This is a genomic window from Bacillus sp. EB01 (genome assembly GCF_000613125.1).
In the GTDB taxonomy this organism is placed as follows: Bacteria; Bacillota; Bacilli; order Bacillales; family Cytobacillaceae; genus Bacillus_D.
The window spans coordinates 151,618-173,525 of record NZ_HG964497.1 but is presented as its reverse complement, the minus strand read 5'-3'; the positions used below and the strand labels follow the sequence as shown (position 1 = coordinate 173,525).

Sequence of the window (21,908 nt, the reverse complement as noted above, 5' to 3'; positions counted from 1 at the left end):
ATTAACATTATAGAAGTTTTGCATTTTTTTGTTAAATATTCCCCTTATGGATTTTAAAAGTATATCCCAAAGAAGACCTCGTTTATCTGACCATGTAAAATTTATAAAAATTGACCCTTTTTATATTGTCAGTTTTTATTATACTTGTAATCACTATTATAGAAGGGGAGAACAATTGCAAAACAAGCTAGGACGTAAAGAATAACAAATTTGATAGGCAAATAAGGGGGATTTACAATGTTAACAACAGAACAGAACAAAACAAGAAATCTAGTATTTAATGCACTTTTTATCGCGCTGGTTTTTGTAGCGACAATGTTTATCAACATCAGGCTGCCATTGATGGGGAATGGGGGACTAATCCATTTAGGCAATGTGCCTCTTTTTATAGCTGCTTTTGTTTTTGGCAAAAAAACAGGTGCTATAGCCGGTGCCTTCGGAATGGCACTCTTTGATATTGTTTCGGGGTGGACAGCATGGGCACCTTTTACATTTGTTGTCGTTGGCTTAATGGGATATTTAGCTGGACTTATTGCAGAGAAACTACCTGGCAAAAAGGTTTTCGTGTATTCTTTTGCAGTTGTCGCAGCATTAATTATTAAAGTAGTCGGCTATTATTTTTCAGAAGTACTCCTGTTTGGTAACTGGGTTCAGCCATTTGGCTCTGTACCGGGCAATATCATGCAAATTGTAATCGCTGGTATTATAGTAGTACCTCTTGCAAGTGGTTTTAGGCAAAGAGTAGGCCAGCACCAGTAAAAAAGATGCCGTGCACTTCAGATTCTGAAGCATGCACGGCATCTTTTTTATTACTTGATTGTTAGTTTAACAGAGTTGAAGTTAGAAGAATTGCTGAACGGGTTATAGTTTTTCTCGATATTGCCCGCGGCATCAACTGCAAACCAATTCAACACTGTTGTTTTATCGATTTTCAATGTTTCAGCAGGCTCCCGAGTTCCGGATAGTTTTAAATGCTTGGACTCGAATGTTGGGCGGCTTCCATCAAGAGTATAGTAGATGGTCGATGCTTCGCTCGTTTCAAATGATACTTCGACAGGACCGGAAAATTTGCCGTTTCCAGGTACAGCTTTTGTTGAAGGAGGCTGCTTATCCTTTGACTGGTTATAGGCGACCTTGATCAATCCAATCAATCCATTTGCAAATTCCATTGCTTCTTCATGTCCTTCTTCATATGGAGGCTGGAATCCTACAGCCCGCCATCTGTTCGCTTCAGAATCCCACAAGTCTGCACCAACCTCAAAGTTCCATGCATAAATACCTTTTTCATACCACAGATAGTCGGCTGAGTTCCCGGCCGCTGAGTATAGGACATCCGGTATTGGGCCGGTGCGGCTTGGCAGGATGACTGTTCCGCGGTGGTCCTGGATATCATTCAGGATTTCGTTTGACGCAGCCCAGTAGAATGCTTCCTGGCCGGCTGTCGGACGAGGCAAGGTAACACGATCCGGGTCATATGAGCCAGGAGACCACATGAAGTACCCGCCATAGCTGTGAATATTCATAGCGAATTTAATATTTGGATTTTGATCGGCAAGCCAGACAAGGTTCTTTGATTCAGGTTCGGAATGTTCTGCTGGTCCTGCATAGGTGCCGCTCAAACAGTTTGTAGTCGAGGCGCCGATGAATCCATCATAGGCCGAGCCGACAGAGTGATTCCGGTTAAGGTCAACACCCCAGCTGTTTCGATATCCGGAATCAGATTGGTTAGGGCCACAGTGATTCGTCATGTTTTTCCGCTGCATATTGTAATCATAGAAGCTGTAAAGTGCACCATCTGGGTTTACTGAAGGGACCAGGAAAATATCCAGATTGTTTACTAGCTTCTTTGTTTCACCGTCATGAGCATAGTTCCTTAATAAACGCTCTGCTGTTTCAATTGTAACGAGCGGCGTGACCCATTCGCGGGCATGCTCCTGTGCATAGCCAAGGACACCCGGCTTGGAACCGTCACGGTGCTTGCCGATACGGATGGCTTTGACTGTTTGCGGCTCTCGGGAAATATGGGCCGGAGCATTTAGGTTGTCGGTTAATTTTGCTGTATTTGGAGCTACAATACCGATACCTCCTGTGTTGCGGTAAGTGGTGGCGGTAACAAGATTAGCGGCATCTTCATTTAGGGCAGCTGCCACTTGTCTTGCAGTACTTGTAACCTTTCCGTCAGCGTCTGTTGCAAGTCCAACTACAATTTTTTTGCCTTCAACATTTACAGATAAAGGGTGATTCGTCCCCAAATTTTTGAACTCTACGGAAATATCATTCCCGCCTTCGTGTCCCCAAGCCTTCGAAGTAACCACAACAGCTGAATTCGTCACAGAACCGAGAGTTGCCTGCGCGAGGCGGCGGTAGCCGTTAGTTTTGTTTGGCATTTCAATGATTTCGACTAAATCCGGGAATTCCCTGGCAAGCTGATCAGCCCGTTCATACAACTCATATGGGTCCATATAATGATCGACGAATTCCTTTACGTAATGTTTTTTCGGACTGCCTTTTTTATCTTCACCCAGCCACTCTGTTACATTACTTTCAGCCGAGCCTCCAAGATTGCTAGTAATCGTGACATTTTCCGGTACTGCTGTGACAGGTACCTCGAACCAGTGGTACATATATTCCCCGTAGTCAACAAATCGACTTAAGGTTGCTCTTTTCTCTACTCCATTTTCAACCCAAGTGGCGGTTAGTGCTGTACTTGCACTATTCCCGGCGGTTGTCTTTGCCTCTACATACAGGAAGGTTGCCGACTGGTTGGTATAATGATTTGCGCGTAAAATTTTTATCGTATCTTCAGCGGATGCAATAGTGGATTGTTGCTGCGCCGCGGCATTCCTTTCCGCAGTCCTTTGGTTCCACTGAGCCTCTGTGATCAGTGTGTCCTTTACTTTGATTCCATGCTTTTTTAATTCTGCGATTTCAGAAGGTGTAACAACCACATCAACCTCGATCTCTTCACCATGCTGATGGACTCTGTGGGTGAGGTCTATACCCATTTCAACCAGCTTATCAAGCGCCTTTTTATTTGGCACTTCAAGCTGGACAACAGCAGGTGACTCCTCTTGTACAATTCGCTCACCTTCAAGCTGTTGGGCACCTGTTATACCGCCCGCGCCCAATCCTGGGGACAGGGTGGTAAAGCTCAATGCACTGAATGCTGTAACAATGATGAGGCCTTGCATGACTTTGTTTCTTTTTCTCATTCAAACACCTCCTATGTAATTCCACTACAGTGGACAGGCTTAATTATAAATTAAATATTCAGAATATTATGTAGGCATATAGTCAGGAATTAGTACTATAGAGTAAATTCAGGTCTTTAGGCATAGGCATACAGAAGGAAGACACCTCGAAATCTTAGAATTTGTTTATAAGAAATGGGATATATAGCAGGTGAGCTAAAGAAAATGCCATAAGAGCTATAAAAAGATTCTTTATGAGGATAATTTACACCAGTCATAACATAAAGACTTTTATCCCATTTAAGGAAAAATATTCTAGTTCTAATTATCCAAATTTTATGAATTTTAAAAATAAACAAAGGATAATTGGCTAATAATCTAGTATTCTTCGAGTATCAAAACTTTAGGGGGTGCTAGTTTGCTTAATTTTAAAAAGAAAACAATCAGAAAATGGTTTGTAGTGATGATGGCATTTTTGCTGATAGTTTCGTCTTTTGCTCCGAACATCTCGTTTGCCGCGGACTCGAAACCAAAGAGTTTTTCCGCAGAAGAGCTGCAGCTTGAGAAGGAACGCGAAGAGGAAATCAAAGGGGCAGAACAGGATGAAACTGCCGGGAAGCAAAGTGAAGGAGAAAGTAATGAACTTCCAGATCTTTTAAAAGGTCTCGGAATTGAACCTCCACCACTTGAAGAAGAAAGTGAAGCAGCTACAGCAAATGCTGCAGTAGAAACAAAAAAGGCTGAAGCCAAACTTCAAAAGGCCTTTGAAAAAAGCAATGAAGTCAATGTCATCATCAGAATGAAAGACAAACCCAACCTCCAGTCTATCTATCCTCAGGTAAAGCAGCAAAAATCTCGAACAAACAAAATTAAAACCATCCAGACACATCTCAAAGAAAAGGCAAACTCGTCACAAAAAGGCATTCAGCAGGCACTAACAGCAATGGAATCCAAAGGAAAGGCAAAGAAAAAGGATTCGTTGTGGATTATTAACGGGTTAACGGCAACGGTGACAAAGGATGCGCTGGAAGAATTGAAGCAGCGCGAGGATGTTGCATCCATTACCCTTGATGAGACATTGAGCCTTCCGGAAATCACTGTCGATGAAGCTCCGCCAAAGCTCCCGCAATGGGGACTTGAAAAGATTTTTGCTCCAAAAGTATGGGGCTTATACGGCCTAAAAGGTGAAGGCGTCGTGGTCGGCATCATGGATTCTGGAGTTGATGGAAATCATGAAGCGCTGAAAAACAATTACCGCGGGCGCGATGGGAATCATCAGTTTTCCTGGATTGACCTTTCAGGTGAAGGCTATCAAACACCTGATGATGGAAACGGCCACGGAACCCATGTTGCCGGAACTGCTGTTGGGGGCGGTGCTGGCGAGGCAGTCGGTGTTGCACCAGGTGCAGAGTGGATTGCAGCGAAGATTTTCAATGATGGTGGCTCTACAAGTCTATCAGCCATTCACAGGGCGTTCCAATGGTTCATGGCACCGGGCGGCGACCCTTCAAAGGCACCGCATGTTGTCAACAATTCATGGGGAAATTCGAATACATATAACCTCGAATTCTATGAAGATGTTAAAGCGTGGGTATCTGCAGGGATTTTCCCGTCGTTCGCTGGGGGAAATGAGGGACCCGGAGCTCAAACGATTGGTTCACCGGGCAGTTTTCCTGAATCGTTCGCTGTCGGCGCTACTGACAAATATGACCAAGTAGCCTCATTCTCAAGCCGCGGCCCAGTATATTGGCAGGACGGGAGCGGCGGGACGAACCGCCTAATCAAGCCGGATATTTCAGCTCCGGGACACCTGATCTATTCCGCCTGGCCAGGCCGATTGAAAAAAGGCAAATACAATACGATCAGCGGAACGTCGATGGCGACGCCCCATGTTACCGGGGCAATTGCACTCCTTTACCAGGCAAACCCGAGCCTGACTATTGAACAGGTAAAGAAAATCCTTAAAGACACTGTCCGTACTGAACCGCATATGGGAACACTCCCAAATGATTCATACGGAAACGGGATTATTAATATTTATCAGGCTGTCACCGAAGCCGCTTTTGCAGGGGAGCTAACCGGTACAGTCAAGAACGAAAAGGGAGAACCCATTGCAGCACAGCTTGAAATAAAATCTGAAGGGTTATCCTATAATATTTCGGATAAAGGAACTTACTCGATCAAAATTAGGGAAGGTTCGCATAAGGTAACAGTTACATCTTTTGGCTACAAAACGTATGAAGGCACCTTACAGTTGAAAAAGGGCGAAGTAACAACAGTCCATATTGTTCTTGACGATGCTGAAGCCTTCACAGTGAAAGGGAAAGTTGTTGATGATGCCGGAAATACGGTTCCGTTCGCCTATATCCGCCTAAAGGACACACCTTTGCCGGCTATCCGAACAGATGCCAGCGGAAATTTTGAAATCCGCCAGGTACCGACCGGAACATACATCCTTCAGGTAACGGGAGAAGGAATGAAAGGAAAAGCCCAGGAAATTACCGTTAATCAAAATCTCACCCTTGAGCTGCTGGTTCAAGCGCATCAGGCTGCAGTTGCCAGGGAATGGGGGATGGCGAACGGAAACCTTCAAAGAAATGCCGTGTCAGGAAATGCGATTGATGCAGATGGTCTTGAGAAGGCATGGGAATATAGCCTTGAAGGAAAAGGGGATATCCTGTTCTCGACACCTGCAGCTGCAAAAAATAAAGTAGTGCTCACGACAGACCGCGGCTGGGTGATTGCACTCGACGCGAAATCAGGCAAGGAGCAATGGTCACTAAGGCTTGGCAGCAATAATCGTTCGTCGCCAACCATTGAAGGCGATACTGTATACCTATCGGGAGGCCAAGACGGAAGGATCTACGCACTTGAGTTAAAGACAGGAAGTGTCAAATGGAGCACACTTGTTGGGGCAATGGCCATTTACGAGTCCCCAATCTTAACAGATGGAAAACTGTTCGTTTCCTCCGATCTTACCGAAAATGCACATCTTTGGGCCTTGAATCCTCAAACAGGCGCAAAGCTGTGGAGTGTAAAACTTGGCGCTCCAACTTATTTCGGCCCAAGCACCGGAAATGGGCTGCTCTATGTGGGAAGCTATGACAATCAAACGATTCGGGCATTCAAAATCGAGGACGGCACCGAGGTTTGGCAAAAGAAACTTTCTGCCGAGGGCATTGCCTCCAAGCCTGTTTTTGATAATGGTGTCCTCTATTTTACGGGAATCAATTTTTCAACCGGCGGCGGAAGCCTTTATGCGGTTGATGCTGCAACCGGTACAGAGAAGTGGAAGGTAGATGGTATTGGTGATACGCAGGCAGCCTCGCCGATTGTTTTTGAAAATATGGTTATCATAGGCTCGGCTACACAGCCAAACCTCCGCGCTTTTAACAAGGATACTGGCTCGGAAGTATGGAGCAACAAGGCAGTCGGCACTACATTGAATAATGGCTCGGTAACTGCAAATGGGTTGCTGTTCTTTGCAAGTACGAATGGCTCCGTTTCTGTGCTGGATGCATTTACAGGCGAGCGGCTGAAGGATATCATTCTGCCGGTTTATAGTACATCCGGGATACCGGTCCTGCCTGGACAGGCGATTTTACCGTATGTAAATGGAATTCAAAGCTACCAATCTCCTGGTATTCTGCAGGGCAAACTGACCGACAGCGCTGGTGAGCCAATTGAGGGTACCCTGACTGTTGAAGAAACCGGGGATTCAGTCACTGCTAAAGCAGACGGCAGCTTTACCTTAAAACATGTTCCTGGGGAGTATACTGTGCGCATATCCCTTTATGGTAAAAAGCAGCACAGCGAAAAGGTTCAGTTTGTATCGGGATATAAAGTTACCCAAAACTATCAGCTTAAGGATGCCGAAAAGGGATCAGTTGCAATCACCGTCAAGGATAAGCGGACAGGAAAACTCCTTGAAGGTGTCAAAATTGATTTGCATCACACAGGCATTACCGGCAAGACCGATGCCAGAGGCATTTTTACAAAAGAAGAAGTCTTTGAAGGTATCTGGTCCGTTTCTTTCTCCCTGGGCGGTTATAAAGATGGTTCTGGCGCAATTACCATAAAGCCTGGAGAAGATGTTAGTGTTACATTCGAGCTGCAGCCAATTGATGTAGCAGTTCTGAATGACTATAAGGAGCAAATTACTACTTTGCTTGAAAAGAATGGATATACCGTTGAGGAACGCGGCTGGGATGTTATTGAGGATATTGGCCGTTATAAGGTACTTTATCTGAACGGTGGCTATGGCACGGATGGCGTCAAGCCGAGCGAGGCAGAATTCAAGAACCTTGTTGATGCTGCAAATGAAAACAATGTTAGTATTGTGTTCACAGATCAATGGGGGTCCAATTACGGTTCAATCCACCACTTGAAGGATTATTACGGAAATCCTGCTGATATTGGCCATAGTTATGATGTTGGCGAAGTCAGATTGAAAGTGGAAGCAGAGCATCCAATCCTGAAGGGATACAAGGCTGGAACAGAGGTTCCGCTGCTTGGAAACGATGCCGACTTTGCTTGGTTTAATCACTTTACAGGCCGGACAATAGGTAAAATCGGTACAACTGAAATAGGCTATGTGGGTTCAGGCATTGCCTACCAGGCAGTGTCGGAAAATAGTGCTCACCTGCTGCTATCGAGCTTTGCCTCGGTTCCTTGGGAGCAAACTGACAGCTGGCTTCAGGCGCAAAATCAAATCGTTATGAATAGCCTTGATTATTTGTATGACGCTCAGTTTGGGAAGGTCGCGGGAAAGGTTGTCAACTCATCTGGTGAGCCTATTCAAGCAAGTGTTGAAGTAGTTGAAACCGGCGTAAAAACCAATACGAACGAAAATGGTGAATTTGAGTTCTTCCACGATCAGGGAACTTTCGCACTTGAAGTGCGTGGAACAGGGCTGGGCACACAAACAGTGGAATTTACAGCTGAAAAAGGAAATCCAGCCGATCTCACAGTCACGCTTGGAAGTTCGGAAAAAGGTACATTGGCAGGGGTCATTACGGATGCCCAGAAAACCCTTGAGCTCCCGGGAGTGAAGGTAGAAGTCTTGAATGCCACTGGAGAAAAGGTGACAGAGACGGTATCAACTGCCAACGGCCGTTATGAAGTCACCGGCTTGCAGGAGGAAACGTACAAGCTCACCTTTACGAAGGAGGGTTATATAGTCCATTCGCAGTCGGTCGATGTTGCCCGCCACGAAGGTGACATCAACGTGAAACTGAACAATATGCCGAGGGTCGGGGTTATTGGCGATTATTCTTTCTCTGACCGGAACTTCAAAGCTGTTATGAATGAGTACGGTGTAAAAGCAGTAGACATCCAGCCTGCGGATGCTGCTGACAGAATGGTGGATTTCGATGTTGTTTTTATAAATGAACCAAGCACCACAACATTTACGAAGGCAGTTTTCGAAAATACGATGAAGGCTGCTGATAAAGCAGGTACGAGTGTTATTTTTGGAGATGCGTACTGGAGCAGTTCTGCGATTAACCAACTTGTTAACTACAGGAAAGATCCGGAAGCGCGAACAACGGTACGCAGTACTACTCAATCCGCTGTTTATAAAGTAAAGGAGGAGCATCCGATTTTCGGCAATGCGAAAGCGGGTGATGCAATAAAAATTCTCAATCCTGCTGCGAGCACATTTGCATACTTCAAGAATTACAGCGGCTATCCGCTCGCTGACATTACGCTTGATGGGACCAGTGCGTCACATGGGCAAGGCATGGCCTATAAACCAAGGACCGCTGGAAGTGTCGAGCTATTGATGAGCGGACATGGCTTCATGACTTATCACGGTGCCAAGGATTATACCCCAGAAGGGAAAGAAATATTGTTCAATGCCATTCTCTGGGCTGCCAATGCCAAGTTCCCGGCAATCAGTGGAACTGTTGTGGATGAGAATGGGGAACCGCTACAGGCAGCAATTACTGTGAAGGGGCAGCCTTATACAGCAGAAACCGACCCGGCAACGGGTGCATACTCGATTGCAATTCTCGAGGGAGAGTATGAATTGTCGGTGAGTGCTTTCGGTTATGAAACCAAAACCGTGAGGGCCTCAGCAATCCTGGACGGGGAGCCGCAGGTAATATCGCTCGAAGTAGCAGAGGATGTTGCCTCCATTAACGGCACTGTTGAAAATGAAAAGGACGGCAATGCCGTTTCTGGAGCAAAAGTGACGGTGATTGGAAAACCAAGGTCTACTGAAACGAATACCCAGGGTCAATTCAACTTAATCAAACTTGAACCTGGAACATACACAGTTCGTGTTGAAAAGGAAGGCTTTGTGCGTGAAGAGGTAGACGTCAAGCTTGAGGCAGGCGAACAACTCACATTGAAGGTTAAACAGTTTCCTTCGCCTACAATTGGGATTATTGTAGACCTTACTGCATCGGGAAAATCCTTCAAACAATATCTTGAAGAACGAGGTTACAAAGTCGAATACCTTGGCTTTAAGGACATCGACAAGCTTGATTCTGTTGATTTGGTATTTGCCAATTCCGATTACAAGCCAGATGCTGTTCCGAGCAAGGCGAAATTCAAGGCCTTCCAGGAAGCATTGGACAAAAAGCGTAAATCGATTATTTGGACAGGACAGGCTGGGGGTCGGGGTTCAATTCGCTATCTTTGGGAATATGAAGGCAATCCGGCGGATTTAATTCAAGGAACGAACAAGACTGAATCGAAGGGAATCGTCATAGAAGAACATCCGTTAACTAAAGGCTTCAAGGCCGGAGATGTAATCGAAATACCAGGAAAGTCAGGATATTATTACGGTTTTAACGGCTATTCCGGTAATACGGTTGTTGATTTTGAGCAGACAATAACTGGCCAAAAAGGGTCAATGGTTGCTTTTAAGGGCCGGACTAGCCAATCGGTAGAAATCTTATTGGCTAACTTGACGATCAGCAGTTCATTCCACCCTGGTGACGTGACGTTATTTGACAAGGGCCGTGAAAAGCTATTGATGAATGCCCTTGATTGGGCCCTTGCAGAAAAAGCACCATTGGCAGGTGAGCTCCATGGGATGATTGAGAATGAAAAGGGGTCGCCAGTCCAAGGTGAAATATCTATAAAGGAAAACGGTAAAAAGATTGCTTCGGATGGGGAAGGCAAATTCTTCACCGCGCTTGAAGAAGGTTCCTATACCGTTACTGTTCGTGCATTCGGCCACCAGGAAAAGGACTTCGCAATATCGGTGCGTAATGGGCAGGTACTGAATCAAACCCTGGTCATCGAGTCAGAAAATGCGGGAATTCTAAGCGGGAAGGTTATCGATGGAACGACAAAGGATGCAATCAAGGGTGCAACGATTGAGGTATTGGGCACACCAGCTGTTGGTAAAACAAATGAGGGCGGCACATATGAATTGACACTACCAGCGGGTGAGTATGAAATCAGGATCAGTGCATCAGGGTTCAAACCAGTTTTTAATACAGTTGTTATAACTGAAGAGCAAGTTTCCGCTTTGAACATATCGATGTTTGCTTCGGAAAAGATTGCAGTTCTCGCAAATCCATTCAATCAGGCAAGGATTGTCCCATTCCTTCAATCGTACGGATATGAGGTTGACTTTTACCCGTATGCAGAGTTTGCTGGTTTGATTGAGAATATCGGCGATTATAAATTGATTATCGCGAACGATATCTCGAGTGCAATGAAGGATAATTTTAAAGTAATAGTCGAAAAGGCTAATGAAAATGAAACCAGTATCATCTTCGGAAGTCAGTTTGGATTCGGTTCAATTTACGATCTGTCAAAAGCGTATGCCGACCCGCAAAAAGTGACCGGCAGCTATGCGGATAAAGAGGTTAATATACGGATTGACCAGAACCATCCAATCTTCCGGGGCTTTGAGCAAGGGAAGGAGTATCCGTTCCTGGTGAATCCGAAAGGTTCCGTTCAATACGCGAATTATGAGAACTACAGTGGCACAACGCTTGCAAACATGACAAATCCGGTAAAAGGAGATCTCGGCCGCGCAATTGGATTTAAGTTCAGCTCCGCAAACAGCGTCCATATCCTTCTATCAGGTCTGCAAATTGGAAGCTATGGTAACCCGGCTGACCGCTGGACGGATAATACCGCGAAGATTTACGTAAATGCAATTGACTACGCCTTGACTGCAAGCCAGGGAGAAATCAAAGGTTCTGTGGCCGATGCATCAGGAAAGCCGATTGCCAATGCACTAGTAACGATTCCTGGTACGGATGTTAAAACAGCAACGAATGCCGCCGGATTGTATCGGATTGGAATTGGTGTCGGGACATATGATGTGAAGGTGCAAGCCCGCGGTTATGTTGAACAGACCAGGAAGGCGATCATCGAGGAAACAGGCAATACCGCAGTAGTTGATTTTACACTTGAGGCACTTGAAGGCTCAGATCTGAAAGGGACTGTCGTCGACAAGAAAACACGAGAACCTGTTGCTGGGGCAAATATTACCCTTATACCTAAGGACGAGCCTGACTTCAAAGGCAAGGCTACAAGTGGTGAAGATGGTTCGTACGTATTTGAGAACCTCCTCCCAGGTGAATATACACTTGAAGTTGTGAGGGAAGGCTATCTCCCTTCTTCGTTGGAGGCTGCCATTGGTAACTCGGATGTTTCCCTCAATCTTGATGTGAACGCCTTTGAAGTGGCAGTACTAGGAGATATGAACGGCAATATAAGCAGCTTCCTAAATGAACAGGAGATTTTCACAGAAGAAAAAGACTGGGATATTCTCGGTCAAGTTAACAAATATAAAGCGATTGTAGTTAACACAAACTCAGGTTCGAAGGAACAGGTTGATCAGTTGATAAAGGAAAGTGATAATCACAAGGTTAGCTTGATCTTTACAGGTACTTGGGGGGTTAAGGAAGGATCAATCCAACTGCTTGCTGGTTCAGTTGGTAATCCTGAACTTAATCAGCAGGGATACAATGAAGGTGCTGTTTACATGAAGGCATTGGAGGATCACCCATTATTTAACGGTATTAATTCTGATGAAAATGGATTGATCAGGATCCATACTGAGAAAAGTCCATATGCCACATTCAAAAATTACAGTGGTTTGAGTCTGGCGGGATTGCAGGTTAATGGTGTGGAAAAAGGGGATGCTATTGCTTACGAATTCCGTGGCAAAGACCACATGCATTTGCTCCTTTCATCCTTTACCGTGACGAATATGATTGGTCCTGATTATGGCTGGACAAAGGACGGCAAAAAGCTGTTTGCAAATGCGATACGCTGGTCTATGAAAGCAGAGCAGCAGCTGCCTCAAACTCCAACTTGGGAGTCTGAAAGCAAAACTGTTCGCGAACATCCAATTGTTGTAAATGGGAAGGCAGATGCAGGCGTTACAGTACGGATTTATACCAAGATTTCTGGCAAGAAAACACTTCTGGGTGAAACTAAGGCAACTAAGGAGGGCACATTCTCTGTTGAAGTGAATGTCAAAAACGGGAAGCATCTGCTTACTGCCGAGGCAGAAAACTTCGCAGGAAAAGCAGAATCGATAACACCAATGGAGCTCCTGGTCATAGGAAAACCAGAAGGGAAAGAAAAAGCAAGCTAGCTTATATGCTGGAAGTTTCGTTATAAGAGAGGAGCCAGGGGCAAACTGTCCTGGCTCTTTTTTTGAATTTTCCAAGTGAATCTGTCTTCTCATAGATTAATGGGAGTCAGGAGCAAGCAGATTAATCCAAGAGAACCCATCTCATAGATTAATTGGTATCTCGAGCAAGCAGATTCATCCATTAAAACAAGTGGAAGTTGGAAAAATTTATTTGTCTGCTTAAAATTTGTACATGAGAATCAGATATTTTATAATGATAGAGAATTTTCAGAAAACAGGAGGGATATTTTGGAGGAGTTTATTGGGATGTTGATTGGTAACTTTGAAGAATTTATTGGCTGGTTGAATAATAATGTGCTGTGGAGTACACCGGTAATTTACACAATACTTGGAGTTGGACTTTTATTTTCAATTTTAACCCGGTTTGCCCAGGTTAGGCACATTAAAGACATGGTTATCCTGATGTTCCAGGGTAAAAGTTCAGAGGCAGGGGTTTCTTCATTTCAGGCGTTATCGATTGCCCTTTCCGGACGTGTGGGAACGGGGAACATAGCGGGTGTTGCAACCGCAATAGCGTTTGGTGGTCCGGGAGCCGTTTTTTGGATGTGGGCGATGGCATTTATCGGAGCTTCAAGTGCTTTCATCGAATCGACTCTCGCCCAAATCTACAAGGAAAAGCAAGATGGACAATATCGCGGAGGTCCGGCTTATTATATAGAAAAAGGCATAGGCTGGAAATGGTTTGCGATTCTATTTTCTCTGGCAGCATTACTGGCTATGGCTGTCCTTATGCCAGGAGTACAGGCTAATTCCATTGCATTAGGGATGGAAAATGCATTTGGTTTCCATAGAGCCATTACTGGAGGGTTAATTGTCGTTTTACTGGGCTTTATTATCATTGGCGGAACAAAGAGGATTGCCCACACCGCACAGTTGATTGTTCCTTTCATGGCATTAGGCTATATACTCTTCTCACTTATCATTATTGCAATGAACATTACCGAAGTGCCGGCGGTCATGGCCCTGATTTTTAAAAGTGCATTTGGTGCGGACGCAGCATTCGGCGGCTTAATCGGCATGGCCATATCTTGGGGCGTAAAGCGGGGGATTTATTCAAACGAAGCCGGACAGGGGACTGGTGCCCACGCAGCTGCAGCGGCAGAGGTTTCGCATCCTGCCAAGCAGGGGCTCGTCCAGGCATTTTCAGTATACATTGATACATGGCTAGTTTGTTCCGCTACCGCATTCATGATTTTATTTACTGGGGCATACAATACACAGGCGGAAGACGGTTCCTTTATTGTAAACAATCTGGAAGGCGTTCAAGCAGGCCCTGAGTATACACAGGCAGCGGTAGATAGCGTTTTGCCTGGTTTTGGTGCAGGTTTTGTTGCAATCGCACTATTCTTTTTCGCTTTTACAACGATCATGGCATATTATTACATGGCAGAAACCAATATTGCCTATTTAATCCGTGGCGATAAAAAAACGGCCATGCTTTTATTAAAAGTTGTTATTATGGCTGCCTCGTTCTATGGATCCTTAAAGGAAGCTGAAGTGGCGTGGGCACTTGGAGATGCAGGTTTGGGAATAATGGTATGGCTTAATTTCATCGCAATGCTGATTCTTGCAAAAACTGCTATTGCTGCCTTAAAGGATTATGAACGGCAGAAAAAGCAAGGATTGGATCCTGTGTTTGACCCTAAAGCATTAGGAATAAAAAATGCAGATTATTGGGAGAAAGAATACATCCCGGAAGAACAAAAAATTTCTTAAATGGAAGGGTGTTGACTTATTAGGTTTACACCCTTCCATTTATTTTGAGCTAAACAAGGCAGAAAAAACTTGATTATTTAAATTTCGGGATTTATGATGGAACCAGAAAGTTCAATACTGAACAAATTAAAATGCATTTTTTCAACAAGGTTTGGCGAGAGCAATCTTTGGCCATATCATCATCAAATGAATATACATCTTTGGAGCTGCTCACATTTTTGGGCAGCTCTTTTTATATTTTTGGAACATGTACAATTGAAGGAATGAAGGACAAATCTGCATTTTATATATAAGCCATCCACAGTTCCAGTTTGTAAAAAAATAAATAAAATTTCACTTTTTTAAAATAGCAAACAATCGAAAAGAAAGTGTTAAAAACGTTATAGAAACCTTCGCCATTTTATTTTTTTCTTTCCAAAGTAAGGTTAAAAAACATTTTTCTTAAAAAAACAGTTTCGTTATCTGTCTATTCAGAAGATACAGAAAAGTGTTTGACTTTGGTATAACAATATTATAATATGCATTTATAACATAACAGCTAATTTTACATCACTGTAAAACCTAATAAGAAAGCGATTACGCAATAAAAAGTGGCATTCTGAAGGGTAGGCAGTTTAAGACCCCTCACTTTTTTAACGTGTGGGGTCTTTTTATAGAAAGTCTGCCGAGACATCGCTCCACTTAAAAAAGAACTAAATGATAGGAGGTCATTTATATGGTACATAGTTTAGAAGAAACAAAGTCAGGCTATATCAGAACAGTCCTTGGCCCAGTGCCGGCTCAAGATCTAGGAGTTGTGCTTATTCATGAGTCACTTCTTTCGGTAATGCCTGGAGCTGAGTATGCGCCGGAAATTAACATGGACAAAAGTGAAATCTTCGAGATTTTGAAGAGGAAGCTATTTGATTTTCGCAGGGCTGGGGGTAAGACAATTGTCGACCGGACCGGCATGTTCCACGGGCGGGATGTAAAACTCTATGAAACTCTTTCTAAAACAACCGGTGTGCATATTGTAGCTTCGACTGGTTTAGGGCCGGAACCAATGCTAAGCGGATATTTTGTAACTCCGCAAAAAAATCCGCCAACTCCATGGTCTGCTGAACAGTTTGCAGCTTTGTTCGAAAAAGAAGTGACTGAAGGAATAGTAGTGCCGAGAATTGAACGATCAGGGCTAGCAGGTTTAGTAACTTCGATCGCAAGTAAGAGCGGAATTACTGAAAAGGAAATCAATTTATTCAGAGGATCTGCCCAAGCTGCGCTGGCTACAGGATTAGCAGTATCAGTTCAATATGGTAAAGATGCAATCAATGACCTGGAAATTTTATTGGGCGAAGGAATTAAGCCTGAAAAAGTCATTGTTGGCGGGCTGGATCGCCTTGACGCGGTTGAACGAAAAGAGGCATTTGCTGTTGCTCGCCGCGGGGCTTATGTGGCATTGGACCATGTTGGCTGGTCCAACGGCGAAGGCTACGTGAACGATGAACAGCGTGTCCAGCTTATTATGGAATTGCTGGAAGAAGGTTTTGGCGAGCAACTGCTTCTCTCTACCAATGCAGTAGGTGTAGCAAAAGGACATGAAGCAAAGGAGATAGGCTTTGATTACCTGCTGACATCGTTTATTCCGAAGCTCAAGAAAGCCGGTGTGACCAACGAACAAATTCGTACCATTTTGGAAGACAGTCCCCAACGTGTTCTTAACGTTGCGAATTCTGCAGCTTCTGAAAAAGAAACTGTTGCTGCTGCAAACAGAAATTAAAGTTGAGGAGTGAGAAGACTATATGGGTAAGGTAAATACAGTTCTAGGCCCAGTGCCGGTGGAGGATTTAGGGATTATCGCAGTTCATGAGCATATTGGCTTTGGCCTGCCAGGCTGTGATTTGGATACGCAATGGTGGAAAAAACCCGAAGAAGCATTTGAAGTGACAATTGAAAAGCTGCGCCGCTTCCGTGAACACGGTGGAAAGACGTTTGTTGACTGCACAGGTATAGGAAATGGGAGGGATGTCGAGTACTTCCAGGTTCTATCACGCAGGACCGGAGTCCACATTGTCGCCGTTACAGGCTTTGTCGCCGGTGACTCGGCCCTGCCATATTTCCGTAACAAACCAGTCGAATATCTAACCGATCTATTTATTCATGAAATTACTGTTGGCATTGACGGTACTGGAGCTAAGGCTGGTGCAATCAAGGTTGGTGTCAGCCGCGGCGGGAAACTAAGCGAGCTTGATAAACGCATTTACCGTGCCGCTGCGTGTGCATCTATAAAAACAGGAGTACCGATTATTACTCATTTATGCGTGGATGCTGAAACAGCAATCTCGATTTTCAATGAAGAGGGGCTGCCTCTTGACCGCGTACTGATGGGGCATGCAGATGATGGCGGTTATTTGGATGAAAAACGAGATGATTTAATTGCTGAACAGGGGGCATGGGTAGGCTTCGATACTATCGGCTATGACAGTGAAATGGAGGGGGCACCGTATTGGTCGCGTCCACGCCAGGATCGAGTTGAACATTTCCTCCGTTTCCTTGGTAAAGGGTATGTTGACCGAGCACTAATCTCAGCTGATGCGAACTGCTGTGCACTGGGCTGGCCGGGATTGAAAGGGCATTCTGTAAACTACTTGTTTGAAGAATTTTTGCCGGATCTCCGTAAAGCCGGTGTAGCTGAGGCAGTTTTTGAACAGCTTTTAGTACACAATCCTGCCAAATTCTTGACGATGCAAGAACCGCAAGTAAATACCTCACCGAGAGTCCTTATTTCTCAAGAGAATCGCTGATCTGAGTTCATGAGAGTTCACTAAGGAAGCGAAGGAGAAGAGGGGGCAGGGATAATGAGTAGTAAAGGATTGGCTTATATTGCAGGCGCGTTCGAGCATCCAACACGAAAAGCTCCGGATAAATCCGTAGCCGCTTTACATGCTGAGTGTTCGAAAGGAGCACTGGAAGACGCGGGACTATCGTTTGCGGATGTAGATGGATATTTTTGCGCAGGTGATGCGCCAGGCGGAGTTCTATCCATGGTTGATTACCTAGGCTTGAATGTGCGGCATGTGGATGGCACGGATATTGGTGGTTCGTCGTATATAGCGCATGTATCCCATGCTGCACAGGCGATCGCTGCTGGGAAATGTAATGTTGCGTTAATTACAATGGCAGGTCGGCCTCGGTCGCAGGGGAGGAACGGTGTAAAACAAAAAATGGTCGGAGCCAATGTTCCTGATTCTCCGTTCGAGCTCCCATATGGGCCAACTGCAGTCAATGAGTACGCGATGGCAGCAATGCGCCATATGCATGAATATGGGACAACGAGCGAACAATTGGCATGGGTTAAAGTAGCGGCATCACATCATGCACAATACAACCCGAATGCAATGCTGCGTGAAGTCGTGACTGTTGAAGATGTGCTGGCTTCCCCAATGATTGCAGATCCCTTACATAAATTGGATTGCTGTGTAGTAAGTGACGGCGGCGGAGCGTTGGTTGTGGTAAGGCCAGAGATTGCCAAAAGCCTGAAACGCCCACTGGTACGGGTAATCGGCATCGGGGAATCTCCGAAAGGACTTTTGAATGGCAAGACAGACCTGACGTATACAGGAGCGGTCTGGTCCGGACCGAAGGCATTTGATGAGGCAGGTGTGACTCCGGAAGACATCAAGTATGCATCCGTATATGATAGCTTCACGATTACAGTATTAATGCAGCTTGAAGACCTTGGCTTTTGTAAAAAGGGTGAAGGTGGAAGGTTTGTTGCCGATGGGAACTTGATTTCAGGAGTTGGGAAGCTTCCTATCAATACAGATGGTGGAGGACTGAATAACAACCATCCAGCAAGCAGAGGCGGAATTGTCAAAGTGATTGAGGCGGTCAGACAGCTTAGGGGGGAAGCAAACCCACAGGTTCAAGTGAATAATTGTGATATTGCGCTGGCACACGGTACCGGCGGCGGGCTTGCCACCCGCCATGGAAGTGCAACGCTGATTATGGAAAGGGTGTAGATTTCATGGGAACAATGTACCAAACCAGAACAATGCCAATTCCAGAAATCCATCCCGAGAACAGAGAGTATTGGGATGCAGCGGCAGATGGCAGGCTGCTTCTAAAAAAATGCTCTGAATGCGGCGAATATCATTATTACCCACGTATCCTTTGCCCGAATTGCATGAGTGATAAGACAGAGTGGATTGAAGCGTGTGGTACCGGAAGTATTTACACATACAGCGTCATGCGCCGGGGCACGCCATATGCCATTGCATTTGTAACTTTGGATGAAGGCCTGAAAATGATGACCAATATCGTAGATTGTGATTTGGATAAAATCCATATTGATCAAAGGGTCAAAGTAGTCTTCAAACAAAGCGGGGATCAGGAACAGCCCGGACCTTACATTCCTTGCTTTACGCCTGTTGTAAGTAGTGAGTAGTGAGTAGTGAGTAGTGAGTAGTGAGTAGTGAGTAGTGAGTAGTGAGAAAATTTATCTGCCTAACAGAGCCCCGGATGAAACTGAAGGTAACATAGAACGTTTCTATGTGCCCAACCAAACCCAGGCATGAAGAAAAAGGTAACATAGTAACTTATAAGATTTCCAGAATTCCATTTTAATTTATTGTATCTTTGACAGCCGAAACCTTTTTACTAGGGCTGAGAACAGGAGCGGAATGTAATGAGAATCATAAAAGACGTTCGGATTCCGATGCGGGATGGGGTTCATATCGCTGCTGATATTTACCTGCCGGACGGCGCTGGGAAAGTGCCGGCGTTACTTGCTTTAAGTCCGTATGGAAAAGAACTCCAGGCGCAGGCACTGACATTACCCCCGCAAGCACGGCCAAGCCATCTATGGAATGGGGCAATCGAGGCCGGTGACATTCGCGCGGTTGTCGAGCATGGCTATGCACATATAATCGCAGACGTTCGTGGAACAGGCCACTCAGAGGGTGAAATGTGCGGAAACTACAATTCAGGCGGGCATGGCGATGGAAAAGATATAAATGACATCGTTGAATGGATGGCTGAACAGGAGTGGTGCGATGGAAATATTGGGATGATTGGTATTTCCTATTTTGCTACGGTGCAAATTCTTGGAGCAGCAGAAAAACCGCCACATCTGAAAGCCATTTTTGTGAATGGCGGCCATTATGACCTTTACGAGCTCTGCTATCATGGCGGGATCATGTGGTTAATGCCCCGCGCGTCCCGCGAAGGCCGTGGAGGCGATAGCGGAAATGCGTTCAATAACGTCGCTAGTAAAAGTTCAAGGATATATTCTCCTGAAGAACTTCAGGAGAAAACCAGGGAGCGCCTAAATGACCCCGATATCGCGCACTGGTCCGACTTTGTTCACCTTCTGCATTACCAGGACCGTCACGAATTATGGATAGATTACCTTTTAAATCCGCTTGATGGACCATTCTGGCAAGAAAATTCTGCTATGGCCTTAGCCGATAAAGTAGATATTCCGGTCTACTTCCAGGCGAAATGGGGACGCGGTTGGAATGTTGAAACAACGATTGAGTGTTACCACCGCGTAAAAGGTGTGAAAAAGCTTGAAATCCAGGCGTTGCCGCCCATGCTCGAACGTCCATTTCATGAATGCCATGACGAAATGTTCCGCTGGTACGATTACTGGTTAAAAGGCATTGACACAGGTATCATGGATGAACCAACAGTTCAATTTTCTGTAGAAGGTTCACATAAATGGCGTAAAGAGGATCATTGGCCATTGCTTTCTATAGAACATAAAAATTTCTACTTACGCCCACGCCATAAAATTAGTGGCAAGCCTGAGCCTTTATCGTCCCAATATGCTCATCCGGATGGCTTTTACCAGGCTCCATTTACCGTTACAACAAAATCGGAATCGGTGAAATGGACCAGCGATAAGTTTCAAGAAGATGTTGAAATGACTGGGACAGGTGCGCTGCATATATACGTCGAAATCGATACGGATGACACAAACCTGATTGCAAAGCTTTACGATGTAGACCCGGGCGGAAAACGCACTCTAATGACTTCGGGTTACTTAAAAGCATCCCATCGTGAATTGGATGAAGAAAGGTCAAAACCAGGGGAACCTTGGCATCCACATACACGGTCGGTTCCGGTATCACCGGGGGAGATCCTGGAATACGCGATAAGACTTTATCCGTTCTCCTTCTTAATTAAAACAGGGCATCGCATTGAGTTGGAACTTGCTTGTAACGAAGCAATTGATGGGGATGAAGCCAAATTGCTGCCGCCTGATAGCTATCACTTGCCGAGTGGCCGGGCGACAACTCATAAAATTTATCGCGATGCAGAACATCCTTCACGATTAGTTTTGCCAGTAGTTCCGAAAGAGTTCGATATTACAAAAAAATAAAGAATTCTTCAGCAACTACCCAATCCAACTAGGAGGTGAAGGACTTGAGCAGCTCTGTACGGGTGATACCAATAGAATGTAAATTTGGCCCAATTTCAGCATTTGCTTATTATGTGGACTCACCGGAACCAGCACTTATCGACGCTGGAGTAAATGCCTCTGCTGAACAAGATATCGAACCAGCCTTGGCTGAACACGGAATAAAAATAGAAGACATTAGCTGGATATTGCTCACACATGGCCATGTAGATCATCTGGGTGGGGCTTTTGCAGTATGGGAAAAAACTGGGCGACGAGCAAAAGTGGTCATTCCCAAAAAAGAAGCACGACTCTTGCGGGACATAAACGAACATATCGTTGATTACCAAGCACTTCAAGGAAGATACATCATAGACCCGATTATTCAGGAAAAGCATATCAGGATGCTGACTTCGGATATCGGAGGTACTATCGAACCTGCACTGGAAGTTGTCGAAGGTGATACCGTAAGTCTTGGCGGTGACATTTCTGTCAAAGTGATCGAAACTCCAGGCCATTCAATAGGTTCCGTTACCTTTTTACTTGACGGGATAGCTTTCGCAGCCGATGCAGTTCAAATGTATGGCGGTGCCAGCGGCTTGCCAACGATTGAGAATCCAACGTTATATCGAAGAAGTTTACATCGGCTATTGGAAGAGGTCCGCCCAAGACAATTGTATCTAGGACACCCTTTCCGAAATCGTCATGGTGAGATCCAAAGCGCCCAGATTAAGGGTGAACAGGTAGTGGCAGCCCTCCAGTCAAGCCTTAATATGGAAGGAAAGTTGGCTGCCATTCTTAAACAGCATTTGGCCAGTGGGGTGACAAAAGAGCATCATCATGAACTTTACGGGCCTTTTGGCTCAATTGCCGAAGAACTTGGCTATAGAGGTGATCCAAGATTCCTGCCATGTGCTTTTTTTGTAACAATAAACGGCTACAAAGAAGAACTTCGTCACATTCATCAATAATGAAGGGAGGAAAAACT

Annotated in this window: 10 protein-coding genes; 9 read left to right on the top strand and 1 reads right to left on the bottom strand. The window is 45.0% G+C overall.

Annotated features, from left to right (window positions below):
- The first annotated feature begins 237 nt into the window (after positions 1 to 237).
- Positions 238 to 759 (top strand): ECF transporter S component, encoded by a 522-nt coding sequence (locus TY16_RS00715; RefSeq protein WP_043929747.1) that lies wholly within the window; start codon positions 238 to 240, stop codon positions 757 to 759.
- 50 nt (positions 760 to 809) lie between these two features.
- Here TY16_RS00715 and TY16_RS00710 read toward each other — a convergent pair whose 3' ends face one another.
- Positions 810 to 3,212: a M14 family metallopeptidase gene (locus TY16_RS00710; protein WP_052342540.1), complete on the bottom strand. Its 2,403-nt coding sequence runs from the start codon at positions 3,210 to 3,212 to the stop codon at positions 810 to 812.
- A 397-nt stretch (positions 3,213 to 3,609) separates the two neighbouring features.
- On the opposite strand from TY16_RS00710, the gene TY16_RS00705 reads away from it, so the two are divergent.
- From TY16_RS00705 to TY16_RS00670, 8 genes are all read left to right on the top strand, one after another.
- On the top strand, positions 3,610 to 12,765 hold the full coding sequence (locus tag TY16_RS00705) for a carboxypeptidase regulatory-like domain-containing protein (RefSeq protein WP_043929746.1): 9,156 nt from the start codon (positions 3,610 to 3,612) through the stop codon (positions 12,763 to 12,765).
- A 306-nt stretch (positions 12,766 to 13,071) separates the two neighbouring features.
- Positions 13,072 to 14,541 (top strand): alanine/glycine:cation symporter family protein, encoded by a 1,470-nt coding sequence (locus TY16_RS00700; protein WP_043934407.1) that lies wholly within the window; start codon positions 13,072 to 13,074, stop codon positions 14,539 to 14,541.
- A gap of 715 nt (positions 14,542 to 15,256) precedes the next feature.
- Positions 15,257 to 16,297: a phosphotriesterase family protein gene (locus TY16_RS00695; RefSeq protein ID WP_043929745.1), complete on the top strand. Its 1,041-nt coding sequence runs from the start codon at positions 15,257 to 15,259 to the stop codon at positions 16,295 to 16,297.
- 22 nt (positions 16,298 to 16,319) lie between these two features.
- Entirely contained in the window at positions 16,320 to 17,321 is a 1,002-nt protein-coding gene (locus TY16_RS00690; protein WP_043929744.1) for a phosphotriesterase family protein, read from the top strand.
- 54 nt (positions 17,322 to 17,375) lie between these two features.
- On the top strand, positions 17,376 to 18,539 hold the full coding sequence (locus TY16_RS00685; protein ID WP_043929743.1) for a thiolase domain-containing protein: 1,164 nt from the start codon (positions 17,376 to 17,378) through the stop codon (positions 18,537 to 18,539).
- A gap of 5 nt (positions 18,540 to 18,544) precedes the next feature.
- Positions 18,545 to 18,964, top strand: coding sequence for a Zn-ribbon domain-containing OB-fold protein (locus TY16_RS00680; RefSeq protein WP_197028340.1), 420 nt, complete (start codon positions 18,545 to 18,547; stop codon positions 18,962 to 18,964).
- A gap of 240 nt (positions 18,965 to 19,204) precedes the next feature.
- Entirely contained in the window at positions 19,205 to 20,902 is a 1,698-nt protein-coding gene (locus TY16_RS00675; RefSeq protein ID WP_043929742.1) for a CocE/NonD family hydrolase, read from the top strand.
- Between the two features lie 44 nt (positions 20,903 to 20,946).
- Positions 20,947 to 21,891 carry an MBL fold metallo-hydrolase gene (locus tag TY16_RS00670; RefSeq protein ID WP_043929741.1) on the top strand — a complete coding sequence of 315 codons (945 nt, stop codon included), beginning with the start codon at positions 20,947 to 20,949 and terminating at the stop codon, positions 21,889 to 21,891.
- Positions 21,892 to 21,908: the final 17 nt, after the last annotated feature.

What these genes read in the sequence shown, in the direction of transcription:
- TY16_RS00715 (WP_043929747.1), top strand. Translation starts at nt 238, where the DNA reads ATGTTAACAACAGAACAGAACAAAACAAGAAATCTAGTATTTAATGCA.
- TY16_RS00710 (WP_052342540.1), bottom strand. Translation starts at nt 3,212, where the DNA reads ATGAGAAAAAGAAACAAAGTCATGCAAGGCCTCATCATTGTTACAGCA.
- TY16_RS00700 (WP_043934407.1), top strand. Translation starts at nt 13,072, where the DNA reads ATGTTGATTGGTAACTTTGAAGAATTTATTGGCTGGTTGAATAATAAT.
- TY16_RS00695 (WP_043929745.1), top strand. Translation starts at nt 15,257, where the DNA reads ATGGTACATAGTTTAGAAGAAACAAAGTCAGGCTATATCAGAACAGTC.
- TY16_RS00690 (WP_043929744.1), top strand. Translation starts at nt 16,320, where the DNA reads ATGGGTAAGGTAAATACAGTTCTAGGCCCAGTGCCGGTGGAGGATTTA.
- TY16_RS00685 (WP_043929743.1), top strand. Translation starts at nt 17,376, where the DNA reads ATGAGTAGTAAAGGATTGGCTTATATTGCAGGCGCGTTCGAGCATCCA.
- TY16_RS00680 (WP_197028340.1), top strand. Translation starts at nt 18,545, where the DNA reads ATGGGAACAATGTACCAAACCAGAACAATGCCAATTCCAGAAATCCAT.
- TY16_RS00675 (WP_043929742.1), top strand. Translation starts at nt 19,205, where the DNA reads ATGAGAATCATAAAAGACGTTCGGATTCCGATGCGGGATGGGGTTCAT.